Here is a 23,782-nt window from a genome sequence, read left to right as displayed (position 1 = left end):
GCGCTGAGGAATAAACTGGATCTGGGTAAAGAATAAGAATAGGTTATTTGCGATTCATACACACCTGGAAGTTATTGTGTCTTCGCCAAGTGCAACCAGATTTCATTCCTGCGTAAAAACCACAGCGTGAACGGTGCGTTGTAACGCGAATAGACTGGCTCGCCTTCAGTAACTAAATTAGCCTGGCGCAAGGCGGCCTGCAACTGATCTAAGTGCTCGTTGTAGTTAGCGTCAGACCAGAATCCCGAATACTGTATGACAGCAATCTTTTTTGGGGCGATGTCTCTCAGCTTGACCCTTTCGTCAGTCGGCTCGGGTGCGTTCGCAACCGTGACCCCTTTGGGCAAGACAAACTGAACGATAAAGCCGTCTGCAGCCGCGGTCTGAGTGACAGGTGCCGTCATCTCTAATTTCACTGGCTCAGCGGTCTGGGTCACCGGCGCGGTCATCTCTAATTTGCGCTCGCCTTTGTTTTTGCCAAAGATGTAGCCTGCAAGGATGGGGAAGGCGGTGTTACCCGCTTCGCTGGCGGAGCCTTGAACAAGGACTTCAGCAACGGCGTAGGTGCCGTATTCACGGATCTCGATATCCTCGGTGAGTTTCTGCACAACTTTATAGTCAGGTTCTTCGGTTGCGTGACTAGTCATGGTGTATGAGAGCAAGAGGAAACCACTGGAAATAACCGCTGCACCTAAAACCAGCAGCTGATAATTTCGAAGATGTTGGGGAAAAAAGCGGCCCAGTTTCATTGTTCTTCGTCCGGTTGTTTGGGGGTTTCATTATCCGATACGCCTGCCGGTTTGGCTGTACGGCAACGCACGGAGCAGATTAAACAAAAAATATACCAGAACTGATTGCTTTTCCTTTGTATGCGAGCGCACCGACCTGGTACACGACCAACGCTAATCTGACTCAGGGTTCAAGCCACATTCGCAATCGAGGCGATTCCTTGCACCCACGGCGATTGTTGAAATTGATTGCCCGTCCACTCACAGCTTAGAGGAAACATCCATGAATTATCTAGAACAAGATACCTACGGTATGTACACAGTGCCTGATCACCACGGCCCGGGCCCGAGGCTGATGGGTGCCCATACGCTGATCGGCAACGACGTGTACAACCGCCAGAATGAGCACCTTGGTGATATCAAAGAGATCATGCTTAACGTGGCTGCCGGTCGCATCTGTTATGCCGTGCTGTCTTTCGGTGGTGTACTGACCCTGGGCGAAAAGTTATTTGCTGTACCTTGGGAAGCGCTGACCCTTGACACCGAAAACAAGCGCTTCATTTTGCATGTTTCTAAAGACCGGCTGGCTGACGCACCCGGTTTCGACAACGAAGACTGGCCTAATATGTCAGATCAAACCTGGTCTCATGGCGTACATAAGTACTATGGGACCAAGCCGCATGAAGTCTATGAGAGTGCAATAGAGGATTAACGGTACTCAGCCGCGTCCAAGCCGCACCTTAAACGCCCTCCTCAGAGGGCGTTTAGCTTTCATCCCATCAAACTAACGTGTGCTGCCACCACACGCCAGCCCTCGGGCGTCCTCAGCCAGGTTTGGCTCTGACGACCGATACGGTCATTACCTGCGCGTTTAAACTCGGTATTAGCCGTGGCAAAGTCGCGGCCATAGGTCGTAATGACAATGTTCATTCTCTCCCGAGCCAAGCCTTGGGAAGGTCGGTTCGCGCGAAAAGCCTGAATGGCTTCATAACCATACAGATTTTCGGTCGCACCATAACGCAAGGTATGGGGGCTGTTGTAGAACAATGCATCGAGCGTCACGACATCGTTGTTGACCAGCGCCTCTTCGTATTGTTCGAATACTGCTCTGACTTCAGCCAGTACCTCCGGCAAATTAATGTCCATTCAAAACTCCACTGGGTTCAGATGCGCCACGCCGCTCGTTTCTAAAACATGGGCGACCCGAAACGCAAGTTCTTCGCGCCATGGCGCCGCAATGACTTGCACGCCCAAGGGCATGCTTCCCGCAGCCTCCGGCCAAAGCGGCGAGACCAATACCGGGCAGCCAGCAAAGGAAATCGGCTGGGTCAAGATCCCCATTGCTGCTCTGCTAGGCAGTTGCTGATTATTTAAGCTCAGCCACTCTGTGCCAATCGCTGGGGCAGTTACCGGCGTCGCGGGCGCTAACAAGACATCCCAGTTTTCGAACAATTTATTCACGCGATCCCGATAGACGCGGCGAAAGCGCTGCGCCTGCACATACCAGGCTGCGGGTTGCAACGCTCCGGCCATAAAACGATCAACCGACAGGGGCTCGAGGTCTTGCGCTTGCGTACGCAGGTGGTCCAGATGCAATTGCCCCCCTTCGCTTGCGGTGACAATAAAAGCTGCTGCGCGTGCTAATGCTGCGTCAGGCCACGTGACGTGAGCGGTCACACCGAGCGCGCGGGCAGCAGCCTCTACCGCTTGGAGAGCGGAGGCACTCGCGTTTTCATGGAAGTAACCGTCGAGTATGCCAATGCGCAACCCTTGCAGGCCTGCCGTCAGGGCCGTCGATACAGGCTCGATACGTCTGGCGTGACACCCGGGATCCAGGTGGTCTGGACTTTGCAAGGCGTCGTAAGCCAGCGCAAGGCCACTCAGTGAGTCGGCAAATGGCCCTAAGTGGTCAATACTGTGCACAAAGGGATAAGAGCCTCTTCTTGAAAGACGACCAAAGGTTGGCTTCAAGCCCCAAACACCGCACAAGGATGCGGGAACTCTGATCGACCCGTTGGTGTCTGATCCCAGCGAGAGGGACACTTGGCGCGCAGCTACGGCCGCACCCGATCCACCAGAAGAACCCCCTGCAATGCAAGCCAGATTATGGGGGTTGTGGCTTGGCCCATAGTGCGAGTTCTCTGTTGTGAAGCCATAAGCGAACTCATCCATATTGAGTCCACCCATGAGCACAGCACCGGCTGCCTGCAGCCGTTGCACCAAAAACGCGTCAGCTTGCGCTGGTGGGTTGGCTTGGTTGACTTTTGAGCCAGCGAAGGTAACCACCCCCTTTATATCGAACAGGTTCTTCACCGCATAAGGCACGCCTGCCAGAGGCGGAAGCGGCTCGCCTTGAGCGCGACGCCCGTCAATGGCTTGGGCTTCTTGAAGCGCGCGGTCAAAACAGCGCGTGGTGAAGGCGTTGACTTTTGCCTCGGTGTCCTCGATACGCTTGATGTAAGCCGCCACGACCTCGCCAGCAGTGAAATCACCACGGGCGATACCACTAGCCAGTTGATCTGCGCTGAATGCTTGTGTGTTCATGTCACTGTGGCTTTGGGCAGAAGATTTCAGCAGGCTCATCAAACGGTGTCAACGCTGCACTCTCGAGCATCTTGGCCATTGCGGCCGTGCGCTGCAAATGCGCGGCGACTCTTTCTGCACAGGCTGCGTCCATGGGAATACCCAGTGCTTTGGCACTGATCAACACAAAATCAAGGGTCTCTGCTTGGTTCATTTACGTACCTCACGCTGGAAAATTTCAAGGCTTAGTTTCTTGGCCTCAATAAAGCTCGGTTGAGACAAGGTTTCGATGGTGCGGGGACGCGGATCGTCGTAATTCAAGATTTCGGCGACACTAGTTGGTCTCTTGGTGAGCAACAAGATTTGATCGGCCAAGTAGACGGCCTCTTCTAAATCGTGTGAGACCAGCAGCATGGTGGTGCCGGTTTGCATGAATACGTCTTGCAATTTCTCACGGATAAACAAGGTCATCTCAAAATCGAGCGCCGAGAATGGTTCGTCCAAAAATAATACTTCGGGCTTGGGTGCCAGAGCACGCATGATCGAGGCTGTTTGTTGCTGGCCACCCGACAATTCATAGGGGTAGCGCTTAAGGTCGAAATTCACATCAAAGGAGACGATCAGCTCTTCCATGCGCTGCGCGACTTCCGCTTTTGACTTCCCTTCAAGCTTGAGCGGATAGGCAATGTTATCAATGGTACGCATCCAGGGGAACAGTGCTTCGCGGTAGTTCTGAAACACATAACCAATCTTGGTCTCGCTTAAAGATTTGCCATCAAACAGAATCTCGCCACGATCGATCGGGATCAGGCCCGCAATCATGTTGATCAGTGTGCTCTTGCCGCAACCATTGGGACCAAACACCGAGACGATTTTGTTTTTCGGGATGTTTAAATTGAAGTCCTCGTATAACGGAGCACCGGCAAAATATTTGGTCAGATTGCGAATCGTGATGTGCGTACCAACTGGGCCGGGAACAAACGCCGGCGGCGGTGGATCGGGCGCGATCAGGGGGTTCAGGACGACGCTCAACTTTATCTCCCACTCCAGTGCACGATTCGTTTTTCGAACACTAAAAATATAATATTTAAAACGTACCCGAGTGCACCAGCGGCCAGGATGGATGCATACATATCCTTGACATTCATGACTTGCTGCGAGTCGATGATGCGATGGCCAAGACCTCGCTCAGAACCAATGAACATCTCCGCCACAATGACAATCACCAGTGACATGGATACGGCGCTTCGTAAGCCTACAAACGTTGGCTGCAGACTTTCCCAGATCAGCACATCTTTGAAAATCTGAAAGCGACTGGCGCCCATCACCTTGGCCGCCATGACTCGCTGCTTGCGGGCGTTAATCACCCCATAGGCGCTATTGAACAGGACGATCAAGAGCGCACCAAAGGCGGCGATTGCGACCTTGTTGATATCAGAAACGCCAAAAATCATCAGAAACAAGGGGATGAGGGCTGACGAGGGGGTGGAGCGAAAGAAATCAATCACAAACTCGACGCTCCGGTAGGCACGCTCGTTACTGCCCAGCAATACGCCCAGCGGGACGCCCATCACCGCTGCAATCAGAAAGGCTTCTGACGTTCGCAGCAGGGTGTACGCGAAATCGCCAGACAGGCTACCCCCTCCCATTCCGGTAAAGAGTGCGCCCAACGTTGCCCACGGCGAAGGTAAAAGGATGGGGGGTATTAGCTTGAACCTCACCACCAGATCCCAGATCAAGAACAGGGCCACTGGGCCTATCAGTGGCATGAGCCGTGCTGGATTCCAGCGATTGGTATCCTGCATGACTATCCCTTGTACAGCATGGACTCGACCATGGGGCGCGACGTGAAGATCCCTTTATCAAAGAACAGATCGAAGAATTTCTGAAAGTATTCGATATCTTTGGGCGTGAATTCGTTGTACATCGTATAGGCAGCCATCGGGACTTCTGCCGTGAGATCGCCTTCGATCGCGGTGTAGCCCTTCAAGTACTGACGCGCCTCAACGGTACTCTTGCGCACGTAATCAATACCTTTGCCATAGGCCGTGACAAATTTCTTGGTCTCAGCCGGATACTTTTTAACAAAATCTGCGGTCAGTGAAGCCGAACCACCGAACCACGGAGCCATCGCATCACCGAGGATGTACTTGGAGATGACGCCAGCTTCCAGGACGCGGGTGGCGCCATTCAAACGGCCAATCGTACCGGTCGGCTCCAGGGTATAGACAGCATCAACCTGACCTGCCGCAAGTGCTGCCACGTGTTGTGCAATCGGCAGTTCAATCACGGTCGCCCCGGTAGCGCCTGCGCGCTCAAGTACTGTTCTGGCCAGCGTCAGGTTTTGAATGCCCGGTCCGGAGGCTACTTTTTTACCTTTGAGCTCAGCCATGGTTTTTACTGGGCTGCTGGAGGCGACTAAAAATTCGTCCAACACGTCTTTGACATTACTTGGGTTGGACGCAAAGATTTTGAAAGTACCAGGGGAGGCAACTTCACCGATGCCTAAGTTGGCTGAACCGGTACCGTTGGCACTACCGTCACAACGACCGGCAAGCATTGCTTCCATGATCTGTGCAGCGCTGGCGAATTTAACGCCTTCAACGTCCAGACCAGCCTCTTTGAAGTAGCCTTTTTCAAGCGCCGCATAAAAGGGCAGACCCGCCGCAATGGGCCAATACCCGATGCGGATTTTTGGGGTGGTTTGCGCTTGAACCAGAGGGTGCGCTCCCAGGACGCTCAATGCACCGGTGGCTACGCCAGCTTGCAAGAGCTTGCGGCGCGAAGTTGAGACATGGGACTTAGCTGTCAAGGTGCGATGGGTCATGAAGAACTCCACGGGTGGGTAAAAGGTCAATTGGTTGAGTGGGTCAAGCTGTTTACGTAGGCGCGCCATCCGCCCAGGTGAGTAATATCCGTCGCGGTTGTTAGCGCTTGTGCTTCACAAACGAAGCCTTGTACTGAAGAGCCATCGGCGAGTGTCAAGGTGCCAATCCCCAGCGGGGCTGGGATCAACGCAACGAAGGAACCGTAGTGGGTTAGCGGCATCTCCCAGATCTCGAGGGCGATTGCGGCCCCCTTGCCTGGCTCCACACGCAACAAACCAGGTTTGGGCGGTTGCGAATTTGCTAACGCAAAAAAGCGATAGTCTGGTGCCGTATGCGTAGCCTCGACCAAGGTCGCATCCCGCTCAGTCAGTTGCCAGTTCAAGGACATACCGCTAAGGTGAGCCCCTACCACTGCGACCCTTACCGTAGCTGGGGCTTGCAAGGCTGCGATGGGTGCTGGCTCAGGCAAGGACCGTGTGGTTGCGCCAAGCGATAAACCCGTGGCATGGTGATAGCGCTGGCCCAGATCGGCCAGTTGCCAGTCACTGCCAGCAGGGCCAATCAGGGTGACGCCAAAGGGCAATCCATCAGGCCTCATCAGACTGGGCACCGACAGCGCAGCGTAGTCAAACAGATTAACGAAGTTGGTGTATTGCCCAAGGTTACGGTTAAGGGCGACAGGATCCGCTTGCATTTGATCGATGGTGTAGTGCGTCGGTGCGGTCGGCACAAACAGTACGTCTATCTCTTGCCACATCCGACCGGCGACTTGACTGAGGGCCAGCATATCAATCTCAGCACGAATGTAGTCGGCGGCGCTATATTGCCGTCCTTTGGCGATGATGCTGCGTACCGGCTCGATCACCTCTTCTTCATGGGCATCAAAAAATGCTTGGATGGCGGTATACCGCTGACTGACCAATGCACTGTCGTAGAGCATGGCCGCGGCCTGCGCGAGCGGTGCGTAATTAATCGTCACCGCGGTACCACCGAGGCCCGTCAGCTGCTCAAGGGACTGGGTAAAAGCCGCCTCAGCGAGTTTGTCGCCAAAGAATTCAAGGGTATCGGGTACGCCAAAGCGAAACTTTGCTGGTAAGGGTTTCGATGCCATCGTAACCCTTCGGGAAAACGGATCCGCCTCGTCATAGCCTATGCAAGCCTGCAACACCTTCGCTGCCGTTGAGACTGTCATTGCAAAAATCGAGACGCAATCGACGTTTTGTGCTGCGGGCACCACCCCTCGGGCCGAAATCAAACCACGAGTCGGTTTCAGGCCCACAATGTTGTTCAAACCGGCGGGCACACGGCCCGAGCCTGCCGTATCCGTGCCCAGCGAGAAGTCGGCCAAGCCTTTGGCCACGACGTAAGCCGAGCCGGAACTGGATCCGCCCGAAACATAGGCCGGGTTGAGCGCATTCGGAACCGGGCCGTAGGGAGAACGTGTTCCGTTGAGGCCGCAAGCAAACTGATCGAGGTTGGTTTTGCCTGCCAGGCGCGCGCCTGCCCGAAGCAAGCGTTCCACTACGTGGGCGTGCTCGCTCGGCGTGTAAGCAAAAGCCGAGCATCCGGCGGTTGTCGGTAAACCCGCTACGTCAATATTGTCTTTGACAGCAAAGTGCAAACCATCCAGGGGACCAGAGCCAGCCTGCGATTGCTGCTGATTGGAGGGCTCAGCGGACACGCGCGTGATCCACGCCGAATCGGCCTCTGTGGCCTCAGCGGTAGCTGGTCTGCGAGTGATTCCAGCGAATGGTGGCTGCACGGTATTGCGTCTCCCTGTTTTGTTCAGGGATATGAGCAATATTTGTGCCAACTTCAGGTGGTGGCGCTAGTCAGCGTGCAGATCTAGCTAGCTGCCTTCAGACGTGACGCCGATTTTGTCTTGTTTAAACAAAACGGGGTCATCTTCATGACCCCGCTGGCTTAATCGAAACTGCTAACAACACGGACTTTAAAACGGAATGTCGTCTTCCATATCCGCCAAATTGGCACCATTTGCCGCCGGTGCTGCTGGCCGCTGGCCTTGCGGTCTGGCCGCTGGACGCGACGCGGGTTGACTGTCGTTCATCCCATCCGGTGCCCCACCGCCCATACTGTCGCCGCCACTGTCACGGCCACCAAGCATCTGCATTTGATCAGCGACGACTTCAGTCGTGTACTGATCGACGCCTTCTTTGTTCTGCCATTTGCGCGTCTTTAGGCGGCCTTCTACGTAAACAGGACGACCTTTGCGCAAGTACTCGCCTGCGATCTCAGCCAGACGGTTGTAGAACACGACGCGATGCCATTCGGTTTCTTCACGGCGATCGCCGGATGTTTTGTCCTTCCAGCTGCTGGTCGTTGCAATCGACACATTACAGATTGCGCCGCCATCGGGGCTGTAACGCACCTCTGGATCGCGGCCAAGATTACCCACCAAAATTACTTTATTGACCGATGCCATGCCGATCTCCGTATATTCAAAAAACTATTCATCAAACGGGCTCGGTGGATAAACACCCAACCCTGTACAAACCGATATGATCAGACGACGAGTCCATTTGCGCTAGACGCAAAACTACCTAGCTCGTCACTGTCTTGGCACAGTTTAATCGACATCCAACAGTTTGAAACGAGCCAAAATGTTCTTCGCGTGGGCGGAGTCGCAGATATTGGGTCACAGATTGAGCCACCCCTTAGGTCGATCATTGTTTATATTGTGGCTACAGTCATTCACGAAAGCTAGTCAACAGAACGGAGCTCGCATGCTGAAAGTCACCCCCAGCGGTCAAGGTCTTGGTGCCTGTGTAGAGAACATCGACCTCGCCCAGCCTTTGTCCCACGCCACTTATAAAGAACTCGAAGCCTTGCTGGGCAAGTATGGTGTGCTTTGGTATCCCGCACAGACCCTCACCGGGCCCGCGCTCAAAGCGTTTAGCCAGAACTTTGGCACGCTCGAGGTGAACGTAGCCAATATGTACCAAGAGCCGGGGCACCCAGAGGTCATGATCCTCTCGAACAAGAAAACAGACGAAGGCAAACCGGTTGGCTTAGGTGACGCCGGCCAGGACTGGCACACCGACATGTCTTACAGCAAGATGATTGCTTTCACCAACGTACTCTATGGGATAGAAATCCCGCATCGCGATGGTCAGCCCCTGGGTGGTACCGAGTTTTGCAACATGCGTGCCGCTTATCTGGCCTTGCCAGATGAGCTAAAAACCAAGCTTGATGGCATGACCGTTCTGCACGACTTCAACAAGTTCTGGGAAAACATGCGCAAACAGCCAGGTAGTCTTCGCCCCCCGCTCACGCCCGAACAGCGCGCGGCTAAGCCACCGGTCTCACATCCCATTTTTCTGACTCACCCGATCACCGGTGAAAAAGTGCTTTACGCGAATCCCGGCTACTCGATCCAGATCAACGAGATGGATGCGGTCGAGAGCGAGCGCACGCTGGCTTTCTTGTTCGAACACCAATTACAACCCCAGTTTCGCTACCGGCATCGCTGGACGGAAGGGGATGTATTGATGTGGGACAACATGGGTACTATTCACAATGCTGTGGCGGATTACCTGCCTCACGAGCATCGGTTTATTAAACGATGCCAGGTGATGGCCGATCGTTATTTTCCCGTCGGTGATATGCCCCAAGCCGCTTGATTCATAAAACGAGAAGACAAATATCATGCAGAGAAAGATCCTAGGTGGTTTGCTTTTAATGGCGGCTGTAGTTGGGCTGAGCCTTCAGACGCAAGCTGTGCAAGCTCAAAATAATTACCCCTCGCAGCCGGTGAGAGTCTTGATTGGCTTTGCCGCAGGTGGCCCTACAGACGTGATTGGTCGGATTTTGGCGCAGCACATGACCCAATCCATGGGCCAAACCGTCCTGGTAGAAAACCGCACAGGGGCGAACTCGCTGATCGCCACGAAAGAAGTGGCTAAATCCAAGCCTGACGGCTACACAACCTTGTTTGCCTCGCTATCCCATAATGTCAACTTTTTGCTGCTGAAAAGCAAAGCCGAATACGATCCTTTAGGCAGCTTCGAGCCGATCTCTCTCGCTGCAAATTTGCCACTGGTTCTGGTGACGGCTTACGACTCACCTTACAAAACCGTCGCGGATTTGGTTGCGCAAGCGAAGAAAGAGCCCGAGTCAATCAGCTATGGCTCAGCAGGCAATGGCGGCTCAGCCCACTTGGCTGGCGCACTGATGGCGACGGTGTCAGGTACCAAGATGCTGCATGTGCCTTTCAGAGGCAATGCGCCCGCACTAACCGAAGTGATTTCTGGTCGCGTGTCTTTTATGTTCTATCCCATGATCGGCATTGCGGATCAAGTCGCTGAGAAGCGCATTCGGGTACTGGCTGTCGGTACTGCCAAACCCTTGGCGGATTTTCTGGGTGTACCGACCATGGATGCGTCGGGCTTCCCAGACTTTGAGCAAACTGCGCCCTGGGTTGGCTTACTGGCCGCTGCCGGCACACCTAAGCCGATTGTCGACCGTTTGAACAAAGAATTGTTGCAGGCACTCAATCAGCCCGAGGTGCAAAAGCGCTTGAAAGATCTCGGTGCCATCTCTGTCGGTGACTCACCTGCTGAGTTCAAAGCGTTTTTAGAGAAAGACAAAGCCCGCTGGGCCAAGGTGATTGAGGCAGCCGGGATCACGGCTGAATAATTTTGGGTAGAGAATGAGCATGAGCTTAGTGAAGAAAGCACAACGCGCCTTTAGCATCGATGATTTGAGACTGATGTCTCAGGCGCGTCTACCTCGATCGATCTTTGAATTTTTTGATGGCGGCGCAGAACAAGAGCTCACGCTGCGCGACAATCTCGCAGCCTTTCAGCGTGTTCGCTTATTACCCAAAGCGCTGAACGATGTATCGGTCGTTGATACGACGTGCAATCTTGTCGGTGGTCGGTCTAGTTTGCCCATCGCAGTGGCGCCAACGGGTGCTTTAAATTTCGGTCGGCCCGGCAGTGATATTGCGATCGCCAAAGCAGCCACCGCCATGGGCATCCCATACACACTATCCACCTCAGCCACCACCACCATAGAAGACATCGCGAACACGGCCTCGGGTCGGTTGTGGTTTCAGGCTTATATCCTGAGCAATAAAGAAAAACTCGCTGCGCTGATCGAGCGCGCCCGAGTCGCAGAATACGAAGGGCTGATGATTACTGTTGACTTACCCGTTGGAGGTAAACGCGAACGGGATTTTAGAAATCAGTTGAGCTTCCCCATGAAGTTCACGCCTAAAAACGTGCTGGGCTTTGCATCTAAGCCACTGTGGGCGCTTGCCATGCTCGCGAGCGGCATACCCGCCTTGGAGAACATCAAAGAACTTAAAGAAAATAATCCGGGTGGTAAAGCGCTGGTATCCAGTGTCGGTAAAAACTACGATCCAGCATTTAGCTGGGCTGACCTGCAAAAGATTCGCGACAAGTGGTCACGCAAGTTGATTGTCAAAGGCGTTATGCGTAGCGCCGATGCGGATCGATTAGCGCAAATGGGGATCGATGCCATCGTTGTGTCGAACCATGGCGGCCGTCAGCTCGACGGCGCAGCGGCAACCATGGATGCGTTGCCGGGGGTAGTTGAGGGGGCGGCTGGTCGTCTCCCTGTCTTGGTTGATGGCGGGGTCAGACGCGGGGTGGATGTGGTCAAAGCGATTGCCTCAGGCGCCCAGGGCGTGCTGATCGGTCGCGCGACCTTGTTCGGCGCACACGCCGCAGGCGATGCCGGTGCCAAGCGCGCCCTCGACATCCTGAAAGATGAACTCATCAGATCCATGCAATTATGCGGCGTTAAATCCATCAATGAAATCACTGCGGATTTGTTGTTGAAATAGCTACACTATTTATTCTGTCATAAAGGTTCTGCAAAACAGAATAAAATATAAAGTTCCTTTGTTTTGAACGCATGAAAATTACATGGCTAAAAGACTTGCAGAAATTCATCCAGGCGAGATTTTGCTTGAAGACTTTATGAAACCGCTGAGTATTACGGCCCGACGCCTTTCGAGCGACATTGATGTGCCAGCCAGCCGGATTAGTGAAATCGTGAATGGGCAACGGCCTATTACTGCTGACACCGCGCTACGGCTTGGTTTGTACTTTAAGATGGAGCCCCTGTTCTGGCTAAACCTGCAAACCGAATACGATATGCGAATTGCTACAAGAGAATTGAAGCGAAAACTTTTAAGTCGTATCCGAGTGTTTCAACCTCTCGCCGCTTAATCCATTTTGGTTATCAAAATGCCCAAACTTATTGCCGGTTTTTTACTCTCACTCAGCTTGTCGTTTCAAATGCCTGCCGCACAAGCGCAAGGCAGTGCGCCGCTGACTCAGCCCCTGACAATCATTGTTGGCTATCCCCCCGGTGGGGACTCAGATCGGGTGGCCCGCATCATCGGTGACAAACTGAAAGACGAGCTGGGCGTGCCGGTTATCGTTGAAAACAAACTGGGTGCAGGGGGCCGAATATCGGCTCAGGTTGCGAAAAAAGCCACGGCAACCGACAACGTTTTACTGATCGGCAACCCAGCCATCATGGTGATTGCACCGCTGGTCATGAATGATATCGGTTACGACCCGGGCAAAGATTTCAAGATCGTATCCATGGTTAGCAACTACCGCTTTGCAGTAGCGGTATCGACCGAATCCAATGTCAAACGCATGGCGGATCTGGTTTATCAGCTGGGCTACTATCCCGCCAAATACAACATCGGCGTGCCGGCCACAGGGAGTCTGCCCCATTTCTTTGTCATGATGATGGAAGAAAAAATTGGCGCACCCGTGCAAGTGATCGGCTACAAAGGATCCGCCCCCTTAATTAATGATCTCGCAGGCGGCCATTTGAACGTTGCGATGGATACGTTCAATTCTTTGCTACCCATGCATCAGGCCGGCAAGGTCAAAATTATCGCGGTATCCGGTGAGACCCCTGAAGCTTCTTTGCCCGATGTACCGACTTTTAAACAATCAAACCTGGCGCTGACCGGGGCGGGGTGGAATGCGTTTTTTGCCCCCGCCAGCATGCCACAGGATAAAGTTACCTTGCTGAGCAATGCGATTACCAGAGTGATGAAAGATGCGACCGTGCAACAAACGATTCAGGGGATGATGCTTGATCCGGTGGTGGCCGATTTAACTCAATCGCAAGAGATTTTGGCGAGCTTCAAAAAGCAATGGGAGCCCGTGATCAGGCAATCTGGATTCAGAGCAGAACCTTAGTCACCTGCGTTCGGATCGTGGGGTGACCCTGCTGGTTAATGGTTGAATGCTTACTAGTTGGGCGTTTGCGGGTTTGGTGCGGACGGGTTAGCTGTCTGCTGGTCCAGGGGCTTCAAACCCCAGGTCACCAATAACCAAGCTGCAGATAACCCACAGACCGCCCAAAAGACTGTATCGCTGCCGCCTCGTGACAGCAGTTCGCCACCAAGTGCCCCACCGAGAAACAAGCCAGCCGCTTGCGAGGTATTGTAAAAACCCAAGGCCAGCCCTTTAAGCTCTGGTGGCGCCATGCGCGAAACCAGTGAGGGCTGCAAGGCCTCAAGCACGTTAAACATGACAAAGAAGCCCGTCAGTGCAAAGGCAAGCGAATAAAAATCACCGCTGCTAGCAGGTAAGAGCGCACAGACGAGGACTAGCCCGGCCACGGCTACACGCAACAACTTTACGTGCGCTTTGCGTGTCTCGGCCCAGAAAATCGCTGGCACCATGAGTAAGAAGGATCCAAAAATAACCGGTAGATAGACCTTCCAGAGTTCGGCTGACTGCAGATCACCTAGCTTGATGAATAGAGGCGGCACCACAACAAACAAAGCCACCTGCGTCATGTGCAGACAGAACACCCCGAAATTTAGTCTGAGCAACGCTGTGTTAGTAAGCACTTGCAATGGTCGGGCGCTATCATCCATCTTGATCGTGACTGGTGCGCTGGGGATTACCCATCCCGCTACCGCGAGACAGATCACACCCAGCAAGGCAATCGTCCAGAACAAACCGGTCAAGCCCGAAGCACCGACAATCAAGGGGGCAGCAACCAGAGAAACCGCGAACGAGATACCAATTGATCCACCGACCATGGCCATGGCACGGGTGCGCACTTCGGGTCGAGTGGCATCGGCCAGCCAGGCGGTCACAGCAGCCGAAATCGCACCCGATCCTTGAATCGCCCGACCAATCGTGATCCAGAACACATCATTCGACAACGCACAGACGACGCTACCAAGAATGAACAACAACAAACCTGTCACCACCACAGGGCGGCGTCCCCAGCGGTCAGACGCCAAACCAAACGGGATTTGCATGAACGCTTGCGTCAAGCCATACATGCCCAGCGCTAAGCCGACCTTGGCCGGATCGTCTCCCCCGGGCAGGCCTTTCGCTGCCACCGCGAACACCGGCAGCAACAAAAAAAGGCCCAGCATGCGCGCAGCAAACAGGCCTGCCAGTGCGAAACTGGCTTTGCGTTCGATCGGCGTAAGGGACAGCTTAACTTTGCTAGACATGGTCAGATTTAGAAAATTTCAGGTTAGCGCAACCGGGCGACCAGATCGTCCCTGTTTCTTTGAGCGAAACCATCATCAGTTACGCCCGCGACATCCAAGCACGGTATAGTACCAAGTTGCCCGTCACAAATGCGATCAATCAGGCTCTATGGAAGAAATCCGCATTCGGGGTGCCCGCACCCACAATCTCAAAAATATTTCGCTAAACCTGCCTCGCCACCAATTAGTCGTGGTGACGGGCTTGTCCGGATCGGGTAAATCATCGCTCGCGTTTGACACGCTGTACGCAGAAGGTCAGCGGCGCTATGTTGAAAGCCTGTCGGCCTACGCGCGACAATTTTTACAATTGATGGATAAGCCTGATGTTGACCTGATCGAAGGCTTGTCGCCCGCGATTGCGATTGAGCAAAAAGCGGCCGGGCACAACCCAAGATCAACAGTCGGCACGATTACCGAAATTCACGACTACCTTCGCTTGCTTTATGCGCGTGTCGGCATCCCTTACTGCCCCTCGCACGGCTTACCCCTAGCGGCACAAAACATTAGCCAGATGGTGGATAGTGTGATGGGGTGGCCCGGCGAAACAAGGCTTGCCATCCTTGCGCCCGTGGCTCGCACGAAGAAAGGCGGGTTTGAAGACGAAGTCGCCAGCTTGCAGGCTCAAGGCTTTGTGCGGGTGAGAGTAGATGGTGAGATGGTTGATCTTGATTCCCTGCCCACACTGGCCAAGAACGAAAAACATGACATCGATGTGGTGATTGATCGTGTCCGGATCAAGCCAGAAAGCAAGCAACGTCTGGCTGAAAGTTTCGAGACCGCACTGAACTTGTCGCAAGGTCGTGTCATCGCCTTGAACATGGAGACCAATACCGAGCATCTGTTTTCAAGTCGTTATGCGTGCCCAGTCTGCAGCCATAGTCTGCCCGAGCTCGAGCCGCGGCTGTTTAGCTTCAACAATCCGGTCGGCGCCTGCCCAAGTTGTGACGGGATTGGCCATGTCGGCTACTTCGATCCGAATCGCGTCGTGGCCTTCCCCGAGCTCAGTCTGGGGTCTGGTGCTATCCGGGGCTGGGATAAGCGCAACGCCTTCACCTTCTCGATGCTCTCGAGTCTGGCCACGCATTATGAATTCGACATCGACCTGTCCTGGGATCAAATCCCTGAGACCATTCGGCAAATTATTCTCTTTGGATCAGGCGACGTCGAGATCCCATTTTTTTATCTGAATGAAAAAGGGCACAGCACGGTAAAGCGTCATGCGTTCGAAGGTGTTATCCCCAACCTGCAACGGCGCTGGTTAGAGACAGACTCGTCTGTTGTCCGCGAAGAACTAGGTAAATACCGCGCGACCCAGACATGCCCGGCTTGTCTCGGATCCAGGCTTAGGCCCGAGGCGCGTCATGTTCGCATTGGCGACGAGGTTATTGCACCACCTGAAAAGATTCAAGGTACCGCTGCAGAAGCGGGCTGGCAAGAGCGTGGTCTGGGGATTTATGAAGTCGAGGCCCTGCCTCTGTCGAAATGTTTGAAGTGGTTTCAAGCGCTGCAGTTAACAGGGTCGCGCAAAGAGATCGCTGACCGGATTGTGCAAGAGATCGCCTCGCGCCTGAGCTTCTTGAACAATGTGGGTCTTAACTACCTTTCGCTAGATCGCAGCGCGGACACCATCTCTGGCGGCGAGGCCCAGCGCATCAGGCTGGCCAGCCAAATTGGTTCGGGCTTGACCGGTGTGATGTATGTATTGGACGAACCCTCAATCGGCCTGCATCAGCGCGATAACGACAGATTGATTGGCACCCTGCAGCACTTGCGCAATCTGGGCAATAGTGTGATCGTGGTTGAACACGATGAAGACATGATTCGCCAGGCGGATTGGGTGGTCGATATGGGCCCGGGGGCTGGCGAGCATGGCGGCCAAATTGTGGCTGAAGGCACACCGAAACAGATCGAAGCAAATCCGCAATCGCTCACGGGCCAGTACATGAGCGGTACGCAACGAATTGAAGTGCCCGTGCGACGAGCCTTGACAGAAGAGCAAGCCTGGATCGAATTAACCGGTTGCTCTGGCAACAACTTGAAAGCGGTCGATCTCAAACTGCCCCTGGGCAAACTGGTATGCATCACTGGCGTATCGGGTTCTGGCAAATCGACGCTCATCAACGACACGCTTGCGGTGGTTGTCTCGCGTGCTCTCCATCACTCGCAAGTCGAGTACGCCCCCTTCGAGTCAATTAAAGGACTCGAACATATCGACAAAATCATCAATGTCGATCAGAGCGCGATTGGTCGTACTCCTCGAAGTAATCCTGCAACGTATACCGGCCTCTTCACCCCGATTCGGGAATTGTTCGCGGGCGTGCCCGAGGCGCGCACACGCGGCTATGACGTGGGACGCTTTAGTTTTAACGTGAAGGGCGGTCGTTGCGAGGCCTGTCAGGGCGACGGCGTGGTCAGGGTTGAGATGCATTTTTTACCCGATATGTATGTCCCTTGCGACGTCTGTCAGGGCAAGCGCTACAACCGCGAGACGCTTGAAATCCGTTACCGCGGACGCAACATCCATGAAGTGCTTGCGTTAACTGTTGAGCAGGCCATGGTTTATTTCGAGGCTGTCCCTATCGTTGCTCGCAAACTGCAAACGTTGATCGATGTTGGTTTGTCGTATTTGCGCCTCGGACAAAGTGCAACGACGCTCTCAGGTGGCGAGGCCCAACGGGTCAAGCTCTCGCTTGAACTCTCAAAACGCGGCACAGGTCGAACGTTATACATCCTTGACGAACCCACTACTGGGCTGCATTTTCATGACATTGCCTTGTTATTGCGGGTCTTGAATCAGCTCGTCGAAAGTGGCAATACCGTTGTTGTCATTGAGCACAATCTTGATGTGATCAAGACCGCTGACTGGGTCGTTGACATGGGACCCGAAGGCGGTGATGGGGGTGGCATGATTGTGGCCGAGGGCACACCTGAAGCAGTGGCCTCCAACCCAGCGAGCCACACTGGGCAGTACTTGAAGCGAGTCTTGAAACAGCGCTAACAAGGTCGACCTGCAGCTAACTTCAGCAACCTCTATCTAACCCCTGCCGCTTTAAGCTGATGAACAGCTTCGGTTAAACAACTCGACGTTGAAAAAATGGGCACAGTCGAGGTGCATTGCTGACCGTCTGGATAACTTAGCGGATCATACGGACGACCGGGCTCTACTAAGCGCTTACGGCCGGTAACACCATCCCACTGCCCCCAGACAGCACGCATTTGGTTGGCGTTTCGGCAGAGGTTGGCGCTTTGGGAATCGCAAGCCCGCAAGGCTGCTGTCAGTGCCGCGACGGGGTCTGAGTAGCCGCAGACGGTAGCGCTGCCCCTCAGCAATCCACCCGAGGACACCGTACCGTCTTGGGCTTGCACAGAAGCAACCCAGCCAGGCGAGCACTCAGCCTGCACAGAGACTCGATTACCCAGGCTCGTGTCACCCGCTCTGGCGAGATAGTTTTGAATGCTTTCGACAACATTCTCGCCCCGGTACGAATCGACAAAGCGCAACTGGCATTTAAAACCTTGTGCATTACAAAATTCAACAATAGATAGCTGGTCGGGTTGACGGGGTTGCGCCAAGGCCTGAGTAGGCAGAAGCAACGCCGTGAAACATCCTACTGCACCCAGACTGACGAGTGAAAGGACCTGCACGAATCTGGCAAAAGAGCGTTTCATGACGGATTACCTCAACAACAGCATTGAAAATCGGGCTATCAATGCGTTTGACAGCGAATTCTCAAAAATGTTCAGTCATGTTGAATAATCTTGCGTGCTCACGGATTGCATAGCGATCCGTCATCCCCGCAATGTAGTCAGCTACAGCGCGCCCCTGGATCGTGTCATCATCGCGCCGGTAGTCGGGTGGCAAGAGCCTTGGCTCGTGAATGAAGGCGCTAAACAGATCGCGGACAATCTTTCGCGCCTTATTGGTCATTCGAATCACTTTGTAGTGCCGATAGAGATTATCGAACAAGAACTTTTTGAGCACATTGGCCTGCGCCCGAATCTCTGGTGAAAACGCAACCAACTCACCACAGCAACGAGCTTGATCAACATCTTGGGGAGCAGCCTTTTGTAAATTGCAGGCGGTCGTCTGAGCAACATCCGAGATCAGCGTATTGATCATGCTTCGAATCGTTTCGGATATTGCGCGGCGCTGCGCAATTGCAGGCCAAGTATTCAATACCTTCGTATAGTGCCGCTCGAAAATAGGCACATTCAACAGCTGTTCAAGCGCGAGTAAGCCAGATCGTAATCCGTCGTCAATGTCGTGGTTATTGTAGGCAATTTCGTCAGCCAGGTTGGCAATTTGCGCCTCAAGCGAAGGTTGGGTCTTGTCGATGAATCGTTGGCCCACAGCCCCCAGCAAGCGGGCGTGTGACAGAGAGCAATGCTTCAACACACCCTCGCGAGTCTCGAAGCATAGATTCAAGCCATTAAAGGCGGCGTAGCGCTCTTCGAGCTCATCCACCACGCGTAAGCTTTGCAAGTTGTGTTCAAAGCCACCTCCCTGGGGCACGAACTCTCGCATACAGGCGTTTAGTTCATCTTGGCCGGCATGCCCAAAAGGGGTATGCCCCAGATCATGGGCCAGGGCGATGGCTTCAGTCAGATCCTCATTAAGCTTGAGGCTGCGTGCAAGCACGCGGGCAATCTGTGCAACTTCAAGCGAGTGCGTCAGACGGGTGCGAAACAGATCGCCTTCGTGATTAATAAAAACCTGTGTTTTGTATTCAAGCCGCCTGAAGGCATTCGCGTGGATGATACGGTCGCGATCTCGCTGAAACTCGCTTCGATTATTTGGGGCTGGCTCAGGATAGCGACGGCCTTTCGTAAGTTCGGGATGACATGCATAAACAGCGAGTTCTGACATGGCGCACCTTTTTTTAATGCGTTAAACCGTGTTGCGCGCAATCACTTGTGCGACCAAGGCGGGATCAGCCTTGGTGCGAACGGCTTCGCCCAAGCGGGGCATCAAGATGAACTGGATTTCGCCCGCTTCTGATTTTTTATCTCCCAGCATCAAGGACACCCATTGCTCAATCCCACCCAATCGAGGCGCGACCGTTGGGCAACCAATGGCTTGAACGAGGTCGCGCACCCGAGCAACATCAGCGCGGGCAAAGCCAAAGACTTCTGCCGATAAATCGGCGGCCATCAACAAACCGCAACCGACTGCCTCGCCATGTAACCACTCACCGTAGCCCAAGCCAGCTTCAATGGCGTGGCCAAAGGTGTGGCCTAAATTCAAGTAGGCACGCATGCCGGTTTCGCGCTCGTCTTCGGACACTACATAGGCTTTGAATTCGCATGAACGACGAATAGCCGTTGCTAAGAGCTCAGGATGACGAGCACGCAAACCGTTCACATTTTTTTCACACCAGGCGAAGAAGTCTGCATCCATGATGAGGCCGTATTTAATGACCTCGGCTAAGCCAGCAGATAGCTCTCGCTCTGGCAGAGTATTCAATACGTCGGTGTCGATCTCGACGGCGACAGGCTGATAAAACGCACCGATCATATTTTTGCCGCGCGGGTGATTGACCGCTGTTTTACCGCCCACCGACGAATCGACTTGGGCAAGCAGCGTGGTTGGCACTTGCACAAAGCGCACGCCACGCATATAGGTTGCGGCGGCAAAGCCAACCACATCCCCAATCACCCCACCCCCTAAGGCGACCATTACGGTGCGTCGGTCGAGTTTCGCTTCAAGCATGGCGTCAAAGATCAAATCCAGGGTTTCGATCGTTTTGAAGGCTTCACCATCGGGCAAGCTTATGCGAATAATCTTTTTACCGGTTTGACTCAAAACCGAATGAACACGCTGTCCCATCAGGCTGTCGATGGTGGGATTGGTCACCAAGACGATGCTGGTCGCATCCGCCGGGATGGTTTGCGCTAACAGATCCAAGCGGCCGGGAGCAATGTGTATCGGGTAATGTCCACCCGGGGTGGTGACGTCTACGGCGTGCATGGGGGATTTCCGTTCTCTTGAAGCCAGACAATCTTGGGGCTGGTTCGTAATTGATCGACGACGACTGTCACCAGATTCGTCACACTGGTCGTACCCGTTTCAACAGTCAGGTCGGCGACTTCGCGGTAAAGGGGTTCTCGCTGCTGCAGCAAATGACGCAACGTCCCTTTCGGATCAGGTGTGGAGAGCAGCGGACGGTTGCGGTCGCGGCTGGTGCGGCGGTAAAGCTCGTCAACACCCGCGCGCAGATACACCACGATACCTCTCGCCTTAAGCAACTGCCGGTTGATCGGGGCGAGCACCGCACCGCCACCGGTCGCCAAAACAATCCGAGGGGTTCGCGTGCACGCTTCAAGCACTTGACACTCTCTTTTACGGAACCCTTCTTCGCCTTCGATCTCAAAGATGGTTGGGATGCGAACGCCGCAACGTGCCTCAAGTTCATGATCCAGGTCCACAAACTCTCTGTTCAACATTTTGGCCAAATTCTTACCGACCGTTGTCTTACCGGCCCCCATCATCCCAACCAAAAAAACCGGATGGTCGTGGCCGAGCAGGTCAACACCCCCCGACGGTAATTGCGGGGTAGCATGCGCCGGGCTGTCATGGCCCTCGGGAGCAAGTTGCGGATCGGCTTCATTCATCACGACATTATCCCATTACCTCGCCATTACCTGACAATACGTCGGGACAATCACCCCAAAACCATTAAAATAGCCGGCAATGAACAAATACTCCGACTCTTACGACGATGAAGACGACCAGCCTCAAAAGAAATCAGGCGGTTCTTTCATTATCAATTTTCTGCTTAAGTTAAGCATTTTAGGGCTAGGGCTGGCACTTTGTGGGGTTCTGCTCGCTGCCATGGCCTTATCGCTCGCCTGGCCCAACTTGCCTGAGCTGACCGCAATGACCGACTACCGGCCGCGCGTGCCACTGCGCATCTATAGCGCCGATAAGGTGATGATCGGCGAATTCGGTGAAGAACGCCGCAATGTGCTGCATTTTGCAGAAATCCCCGACGTGATGAAAGCCGCGGTTTTGTCGGCGGAAGACGACCGGTTCTATCAGCACGGTGGTATCGACTGGGCAGGTGTGCTTCGCGCTGGCCTGACCAACCTGATGTCCATGCAAAAGACTCAGGGCGCCAGCACCATCACTATGCAGGTGGCGCGTAATTTTTATTTGTCTTCTGAAAAAACCTATTCGCGCAAGTTCTATGAGCTTCTGTTGACCTTCAAGATTGAAGCGAGCCTCACCAAAGACCAGATCCTTGAACTGTATTTGAATCAAATTTATCTGGGTAATCGTGCCTACGGTTTTGCTGCGGCCTCACGGGCTTACTTAGGCAAAAATCTTGCCGATGTCACGCCGGCTGAAGCCGCTTTGCTCGCTGGTATCCCCAAGGCCCCTTCGCGCTTCAACCCCATCGCCAACAAACCTCGGGCCGTCATTCGTCAGCGTTATGTCCTGGGTCGCATGCACAACCTGGGCTATTTAACTGACACAGAGTACAAAACAGCGCTGGATCAACCCATCGTGGTGAAATCCGCTGAAGGCACGCCCGCTGGCGGTTATGCGGTTCATGCCGAATACATCGCAGAGCTTGCGCGTCAGCTGATGGTGTCATCTTATCCGGACAACGTTTATTCACGGGGCTTGAACGTCTATACGACCATCGTTGCCAAGGATCAAGAAGCCGCCTACGAATCCTTGCGCGAAGGCGTAATCGACTACACGAGACGGGCACCCTATCCCGGGCCAGAGGATACCGTAGAGGTACCCCCTGGCATCGAGAACAACCCTGCCAAGTTTGACGAGTTTCTCGATGGCGTTCTCGAAAAACATCCTGACCGCACGGATATGCTGACTGGTGTCGTCTTGTCTGCGAAGCCTGAAGAAGTTCGCGTGGCACGCAGCTCGTCAGACATCGTTTCGATTAAGGATAAGAAGGCACTGGGTATCATTCAGCGTGCATTGAACCCCAGAGCAGCGGCTGATCAACGGCTTCAGCGAGGCTCGGTGGTTCATCTGCACAAAACCGTAGATGGTTTTGAGATTCTCAATCCGCCCACGGTACAGGCTGCGTTTATCGCGATGACCCCGCAAGACGGTGCAATCAGAGCGATGGTCGGCGGCTTTGACTTCTATCATGGCAACTTCAATCGGGTGACACAAGCCTGGCGCCAGCCAGGTTCATCCTTCAAGCCATTTATCTACTCGGCTTCGATTGAAAAAGGTCTGACACCCATGACCTTGATTTCGGATCAGCCTTTCGAGTTATCGGCGGCACAAACCGGTTCTAAGCCTTGGTCACCAAAAAACTATGGCAATCAGTACGAAGACATGCTGACCATGCGCGATGCGCTGGCCAAATCGAAAAACATGGTTTCAATCCGCATCTTGCAGCTGATCGGTCCGCAATACGCGCAAGAGTATGTGACACGTTTCGGTTTTGATAAGTCTCGTCATCCAGCCTACTTGCCCATGGCGCTCGGTGCAGGTGAAGTAACGCCGTTACAACTGGCCAGCGCTTACTCAGTGTTTGCCAACGGCGGTTATCGAATCACGCCCTATCTGATTGACCGGGTCACCGACGCGAATGGGCAAGTCCTGATGCAAGCAAAGCCTGTGATAGCAGGGGATTCAGCAAACCGGACGGTTGATGGTCGGACCATCTACATCATTGACGATTTGTTGCGTAACAATGCGACAGTCGGTACCGCGGCGAAAGCGCGTCAGATACTCAAGCGTAACGACATTTCGGGTAAAACCGGGACAACGAATGAATCCTTTGATGCCTGGTTCGCTGGCTATATGCCGCAATTGGTCGGGATCGCCTGGATGGGTTTTGACAAGCCCAAATCCCTTGGCTCTGGTGAAACCGGCGGTGGGGCAGCCCTGCCAATCTGGGCGGGCTACATGATGTCGGCCTTGAAGAACTATCCCGAAGTGCCCAGAGCGCCGGCACCCGATGGCGTTATTGCTGAGGGCGGTAATTTATATCTAAGAGAGTTCCCACCGGGTCAAACGGTGACGCGCGTCGGCCTGGACGGGCCGCAAGGCCAGATTGGTGTGCCCATGCCACCTGTCTCCGGACAAGACTCGCTGGGTGATTTCTTGAATAATTTGGGGTCTTCAAATTCGCCCTACCGTGCTGGGCAATAAGCGGTAAGTAATCGAGAAGACTGGTTAAGAAACT

Annotated in this window: 22 protein-coding genes; 8 read left to right on the top strand and 14 right to left on the bottom strand. The window is 53.9% G+C overall.

Annotation, left to right across the window (positions count from 1 at the left end; genetic code table 11):
* Window positions 1-71 precede the first annotated feature (71 nt).
* Entirely contained in the window at window positions 72-749 is a 678-nt protein-coding gene (locus tag BCM14_RS06920) for an SOUL family heme-binding protein (protein ID WP_259673467.1), read from the bottom strand.
* A gap of 262 nt (window positions 750-1,011) precedes the next feature.
* On the opposite strand from BCM14_RS06920, the gene BCM14_RS06915 reads away from it, so the two are divergent.
* The gene (locus tag BCM14_RS06915; RefSeq protein WP_106227272.1) at window positions 1,012-1,440 is read left to right on the top strand and encodes a PRC-barrel domain-containing protein; all 429 of its coding nucleotides are present in this window, start codon (window positions 1,012-1,014) and stop codon (window positions 1,438-1,440) included.
* A gap of 59 nt (window positions 1,441-1,499) precedes the next feature.
* Here BCM14_RS06915 and hpxZ read toward each other — a convergent pair whose 3' ends face one another.
* The 8 genes from hpxZ to ssb form a co-directional block, all read right to left on the bottom strand.
* Window positions 1,500-1,874 carry an oxalurate catabolism protein HpxZ gene (gene hpxZ, locus BCM14_RS06910; protein WP_106227271.1) on the bottom strand — a complete coding sequence of 125 codons (375 nt, stop codon included), beginning with the start codon at window positions 1,872-1,874 and terminating at the stop codon, window positions 1,500-1,502.
* On the bottom strand, window positions 1,875-3,311 hold the full coding sequence (locus BCM14_RS06905) for an AtzE family amidohydrolase (protein WP_311042724.1): 1,437 nt from the start codon (window positions 3,309-3,311) through the stop codon (window positions 1,875-1,877). It lies immediately after the preceding gene.
* Window positions 3,274-3,465, bottom strand: a complete 192-nt coding sequence (locus BCM14_RS06900; protein ID WP_106227269.1) for an AtzG-like protein — start codon at window positions 3,463-3,465, stop codon at window positions 3,274-3,276. Before BCM14_RS06900 ends, BCM14_RS06905 begins: the two co-directional genes overlap by 38 nt.
* Window positions 3,462-4,283 carry an ABC transporter ATP-binding protein gene (locus BCM14_RS06895; protein ID WP_106227268.1) on the bottom strand — a complete coding sequence of 274 codons (822 nt, stop codon included), beginning with the start codon at window positions 4,281-4,283 and terminating at the stop codon, window positions 3,462-3,464. The genes BCM14_RS06900 and BCM14_RS06895 overlap by 4 nt, the downstream gene beginning before the upstream one ends.
* Before the next feature lie 2 nt (window positions 4,284-4,285).
* The gene (locus tag BCM14_RS06890) at window positions 4,286-5,056 is read right to left on the bottom strand and encodes an ABC transporter permease (protein ID WP_106227267.1); all 771 of its coding nucleotides are present in this window, start codon (window positions 5,054-5,056) and stop codon (window positions 4,286-4,288) included.
* Window positions 5,057-5,058: 2 nt separating this feature from the next.
* On the bottom strand, window positions 5,059-6,078 hold the full coding sequence (locus tag BCM14_RS06885; RefSeq protein ID WP_106227410.1) for an ABC transporter substrate-binding protein: 1,020 nt from the start codon (window positions 6,076-6,078) through the stop codon (window positions 5,059-5,061).
* Window positions 6,079-6,104: 26 nt separating this feature from the next.
* Window positions 6,105-7,841 (bottom strand): allophanate hydrolase, encoded by a 1,737-nt coding sequence (gene atzF, locus BCM14_RS06880; protein ID WP_259673466.1) that lies wholly within the window; start codon window positions 7,839-7,841, stop codon window positions 6,105-6,107.
* A 189-nt stretch (window positions 7,842-8,030) separates the two neighbouring features.
* Window positions 8,031-8,522, bottom strand: coding sequence for a single-stranded DNA-binding protein (gene ssb, locus BCM14_RS06875; protein ID WP_106227266.1), 492 nt, complete (start codon window positions 8,520-8,522; stop codon window positions 8,031-8,033).
* Window positions 8,523-8,823: 301 nt separating this feature from the next.
* Here ssb and BCM14_RS06870 point away from each other — a divergent pair, with 301 nt between their 5' ends.
* The 5 genes from BCM14_RS06870 to BCM14_RS06850 all read left to right on the top strand — a co-directional run bounded on the left by BCM14_RS06870 (window position 8,824) and on the right by BCM14_RS06850 (window position 13,293).
* Window positions 8,824-9,720, top strand: a complete 897-nt coding sequence (locus BCM14_RS06870) for a TauD/TfdA dioxygenase family protein (protein WP_106227265.1) — start codon at window positions 8,824-8,826, stop codon at window positions 9,718-9,720.
* A 25-nt stretch (window positions 9,721-9,745) separates the two neighbouring features.
* Window positions 9,746-10,735, top strand: coding sequence for a Bug family tripartite tricarboxylate transporter substrate binding protein (locus BCM14_RS06865; RefSeq protein WP_106227264.1), 990 nt, complete (start codon window positions 9,746-9,748; stop codon window positions 10,733-10,735).
* A gap of 19 nt (window positions 10,736-10,754) precedes the next feature.
* On the top strand, window positions 10,755-11,909 hold the full coding sequence (locus BCM14_RS06860) for an alpha-hydroxy acid oxidase (RefSeq protein WP_259673465.1): 1,155 nt from the start codon (window positions 10,755-10,757) through the stop codon (window positions 11,907-11,909).
* Window positions 11,910-11,991: 82 nt separating this feature from the next.
* Window positions 11,992-12,297, top strand: coding sequence for a HigA family addiction module antitoxin (locus tag BCM14_RS06855; protein WP_106227262.1), 306 nt, complete (start codon window positions 11,992-11,994; stop codon window positions 12,295-12,297).
* Window positions 12,298-12,315: 18 nt separating this feature from the next.
* Window positions 12,316-13,293 (top strand): tripartite tricarboxylate transporter substrate-binding protein, encoded by a 978-nt coding sequence (locus BCM14_RS06850; RefSeq protein WP_106227261.1) that lies wholly within the window; start codon window positions 12,316-12,318, stop codon window positions 13,291-13,293.
* A 53-nt stretch (window positions 13,294-13,346) separates the two neighbouring features.
* Here the strand turns inward: BCM14_RS06850 and BCM14_RS06845 are convergent, their stop codons facing one another.
* Window positions 13,347-14,573 carry an MFS transporter gene (locus BCM14_RS06845; protein WP_106227260.1) on the bottom strand — a complete coding sequence of 409 codons (1,227 nt, stop codon included), beginning with the start codon at window positions 14,571-14,573 and terminating at the stop codon, window positions 13,347-13,349.
* A 148-nt stretch (window positions 14,574-14,721) separates the two neighbouring features.
* On the opposite strand from BCM14_RS06845, the gene uvrA reads away from it, so the two are divergent.
* Window positions 14,722-17,610 (top strand): excinuclease ABC subunit UvrA, encoded by a 2,889-nt coding sequence (gene uvrA, locus BCM14_RS06840; protein ID WP_106227259.1) that lies wholly within the window; start codon window positions 14,722-14,724, stop codon window positions 17,608-17,610.
* Between the two features lie 32 nt (window positions 17,611-17,642).
* On the opposite strand, the gene BCM14_RS06835 is transcribed toward uvrA, so the two are convergent.
* From BCM14_RS06835 to BCM14_RS06820, 4 genes are all read right to left on the bottom strand, one after another.
* Window positions 17,643-18,281 (bottom strand): hypothetical protein, encoded by a 639-nt coding sequence (locus BCM14_RS06835; RefSeq protein WP_106227258.1) that lies wholly within the window; start codon window positions 18,279-18,281, stop codon window positions 17,643-17,645.
* Between the two features lie 61 nt (window positions 18,282-18,342).
* Window positions 18,343-19,479, bottom strand: coding sequence for a deoxyguanosinetriphosphate triphosphohydrolase (locus tag BCM14_RS06830; RefSeq protein WP_106227257.1), 1,137 nt, complete (start codon window positions 19,477-19,479; stop codon window positions 18,343-18,345).
* Window positions 19,480-19,500: 21 nt separating this feature from the next.
* Window positions 19,501-20,580 carry a 3-dehydroquinate synthase gene (gene aroB, locus BCM14_RS06825; RefSeq protein ID WP_106227256.1) on the bottom strand — a complete coding sequence of 360 codons (1,080 nt, stop codon included), beginning with the start codon at window positions 20,578-20,580 and terminating at the stop codon, window positions 19,501-19,503.
* Complete coding sequence (locus BCM14_RS06820; protein ID WP_106227255.1) at window positions 20,568-21,224, bottom strand: shikimate kinase; 657 nt, start codon at window positions 21,222-21,224, stop codon at window positions 20,568-20,570. Before BCM14_RS06820 ends, aroB begins: the two co-directional genes overlap by 13 nt.
* Before the next feature lie 79 nt (window positions 21,225-21,303).
* Here BCM14_RS06820 and BCM14_RS06815 point away from each other — a divergent pair, with 79 nt between their 5' ends.
* Window positions 21,304-23,748 carry a penicillin-binding protein 1A gene (locus BCM14_RS06815; RefSeq protein ID WP_106227254.1) on the top strand — a complete coding sequence of 815 codons (2,445 nt, stop codon included), beginning with the start codon at window positions 21,304-21,306 and terminating at the stop codon, window positions 23,746-23,748.
* The last annotated feature ends 34 nt before the right edge of the window (window positions 23,749-23,782 follow it).

Source organism: Jezberella montanilacus (assembly GCF_003003055.1).
Lineage (GTDB): Bacteria > Pseudomonadota > Gammaproteobacteria > Burkholderiales > Burkholderiaceae_B > Zwartia > Zwartia montanilacus.
Note: the sequence above shows the minus strand (reverse complement) of the source record. Positions and strands in the feature narration are given on the sequence as shown.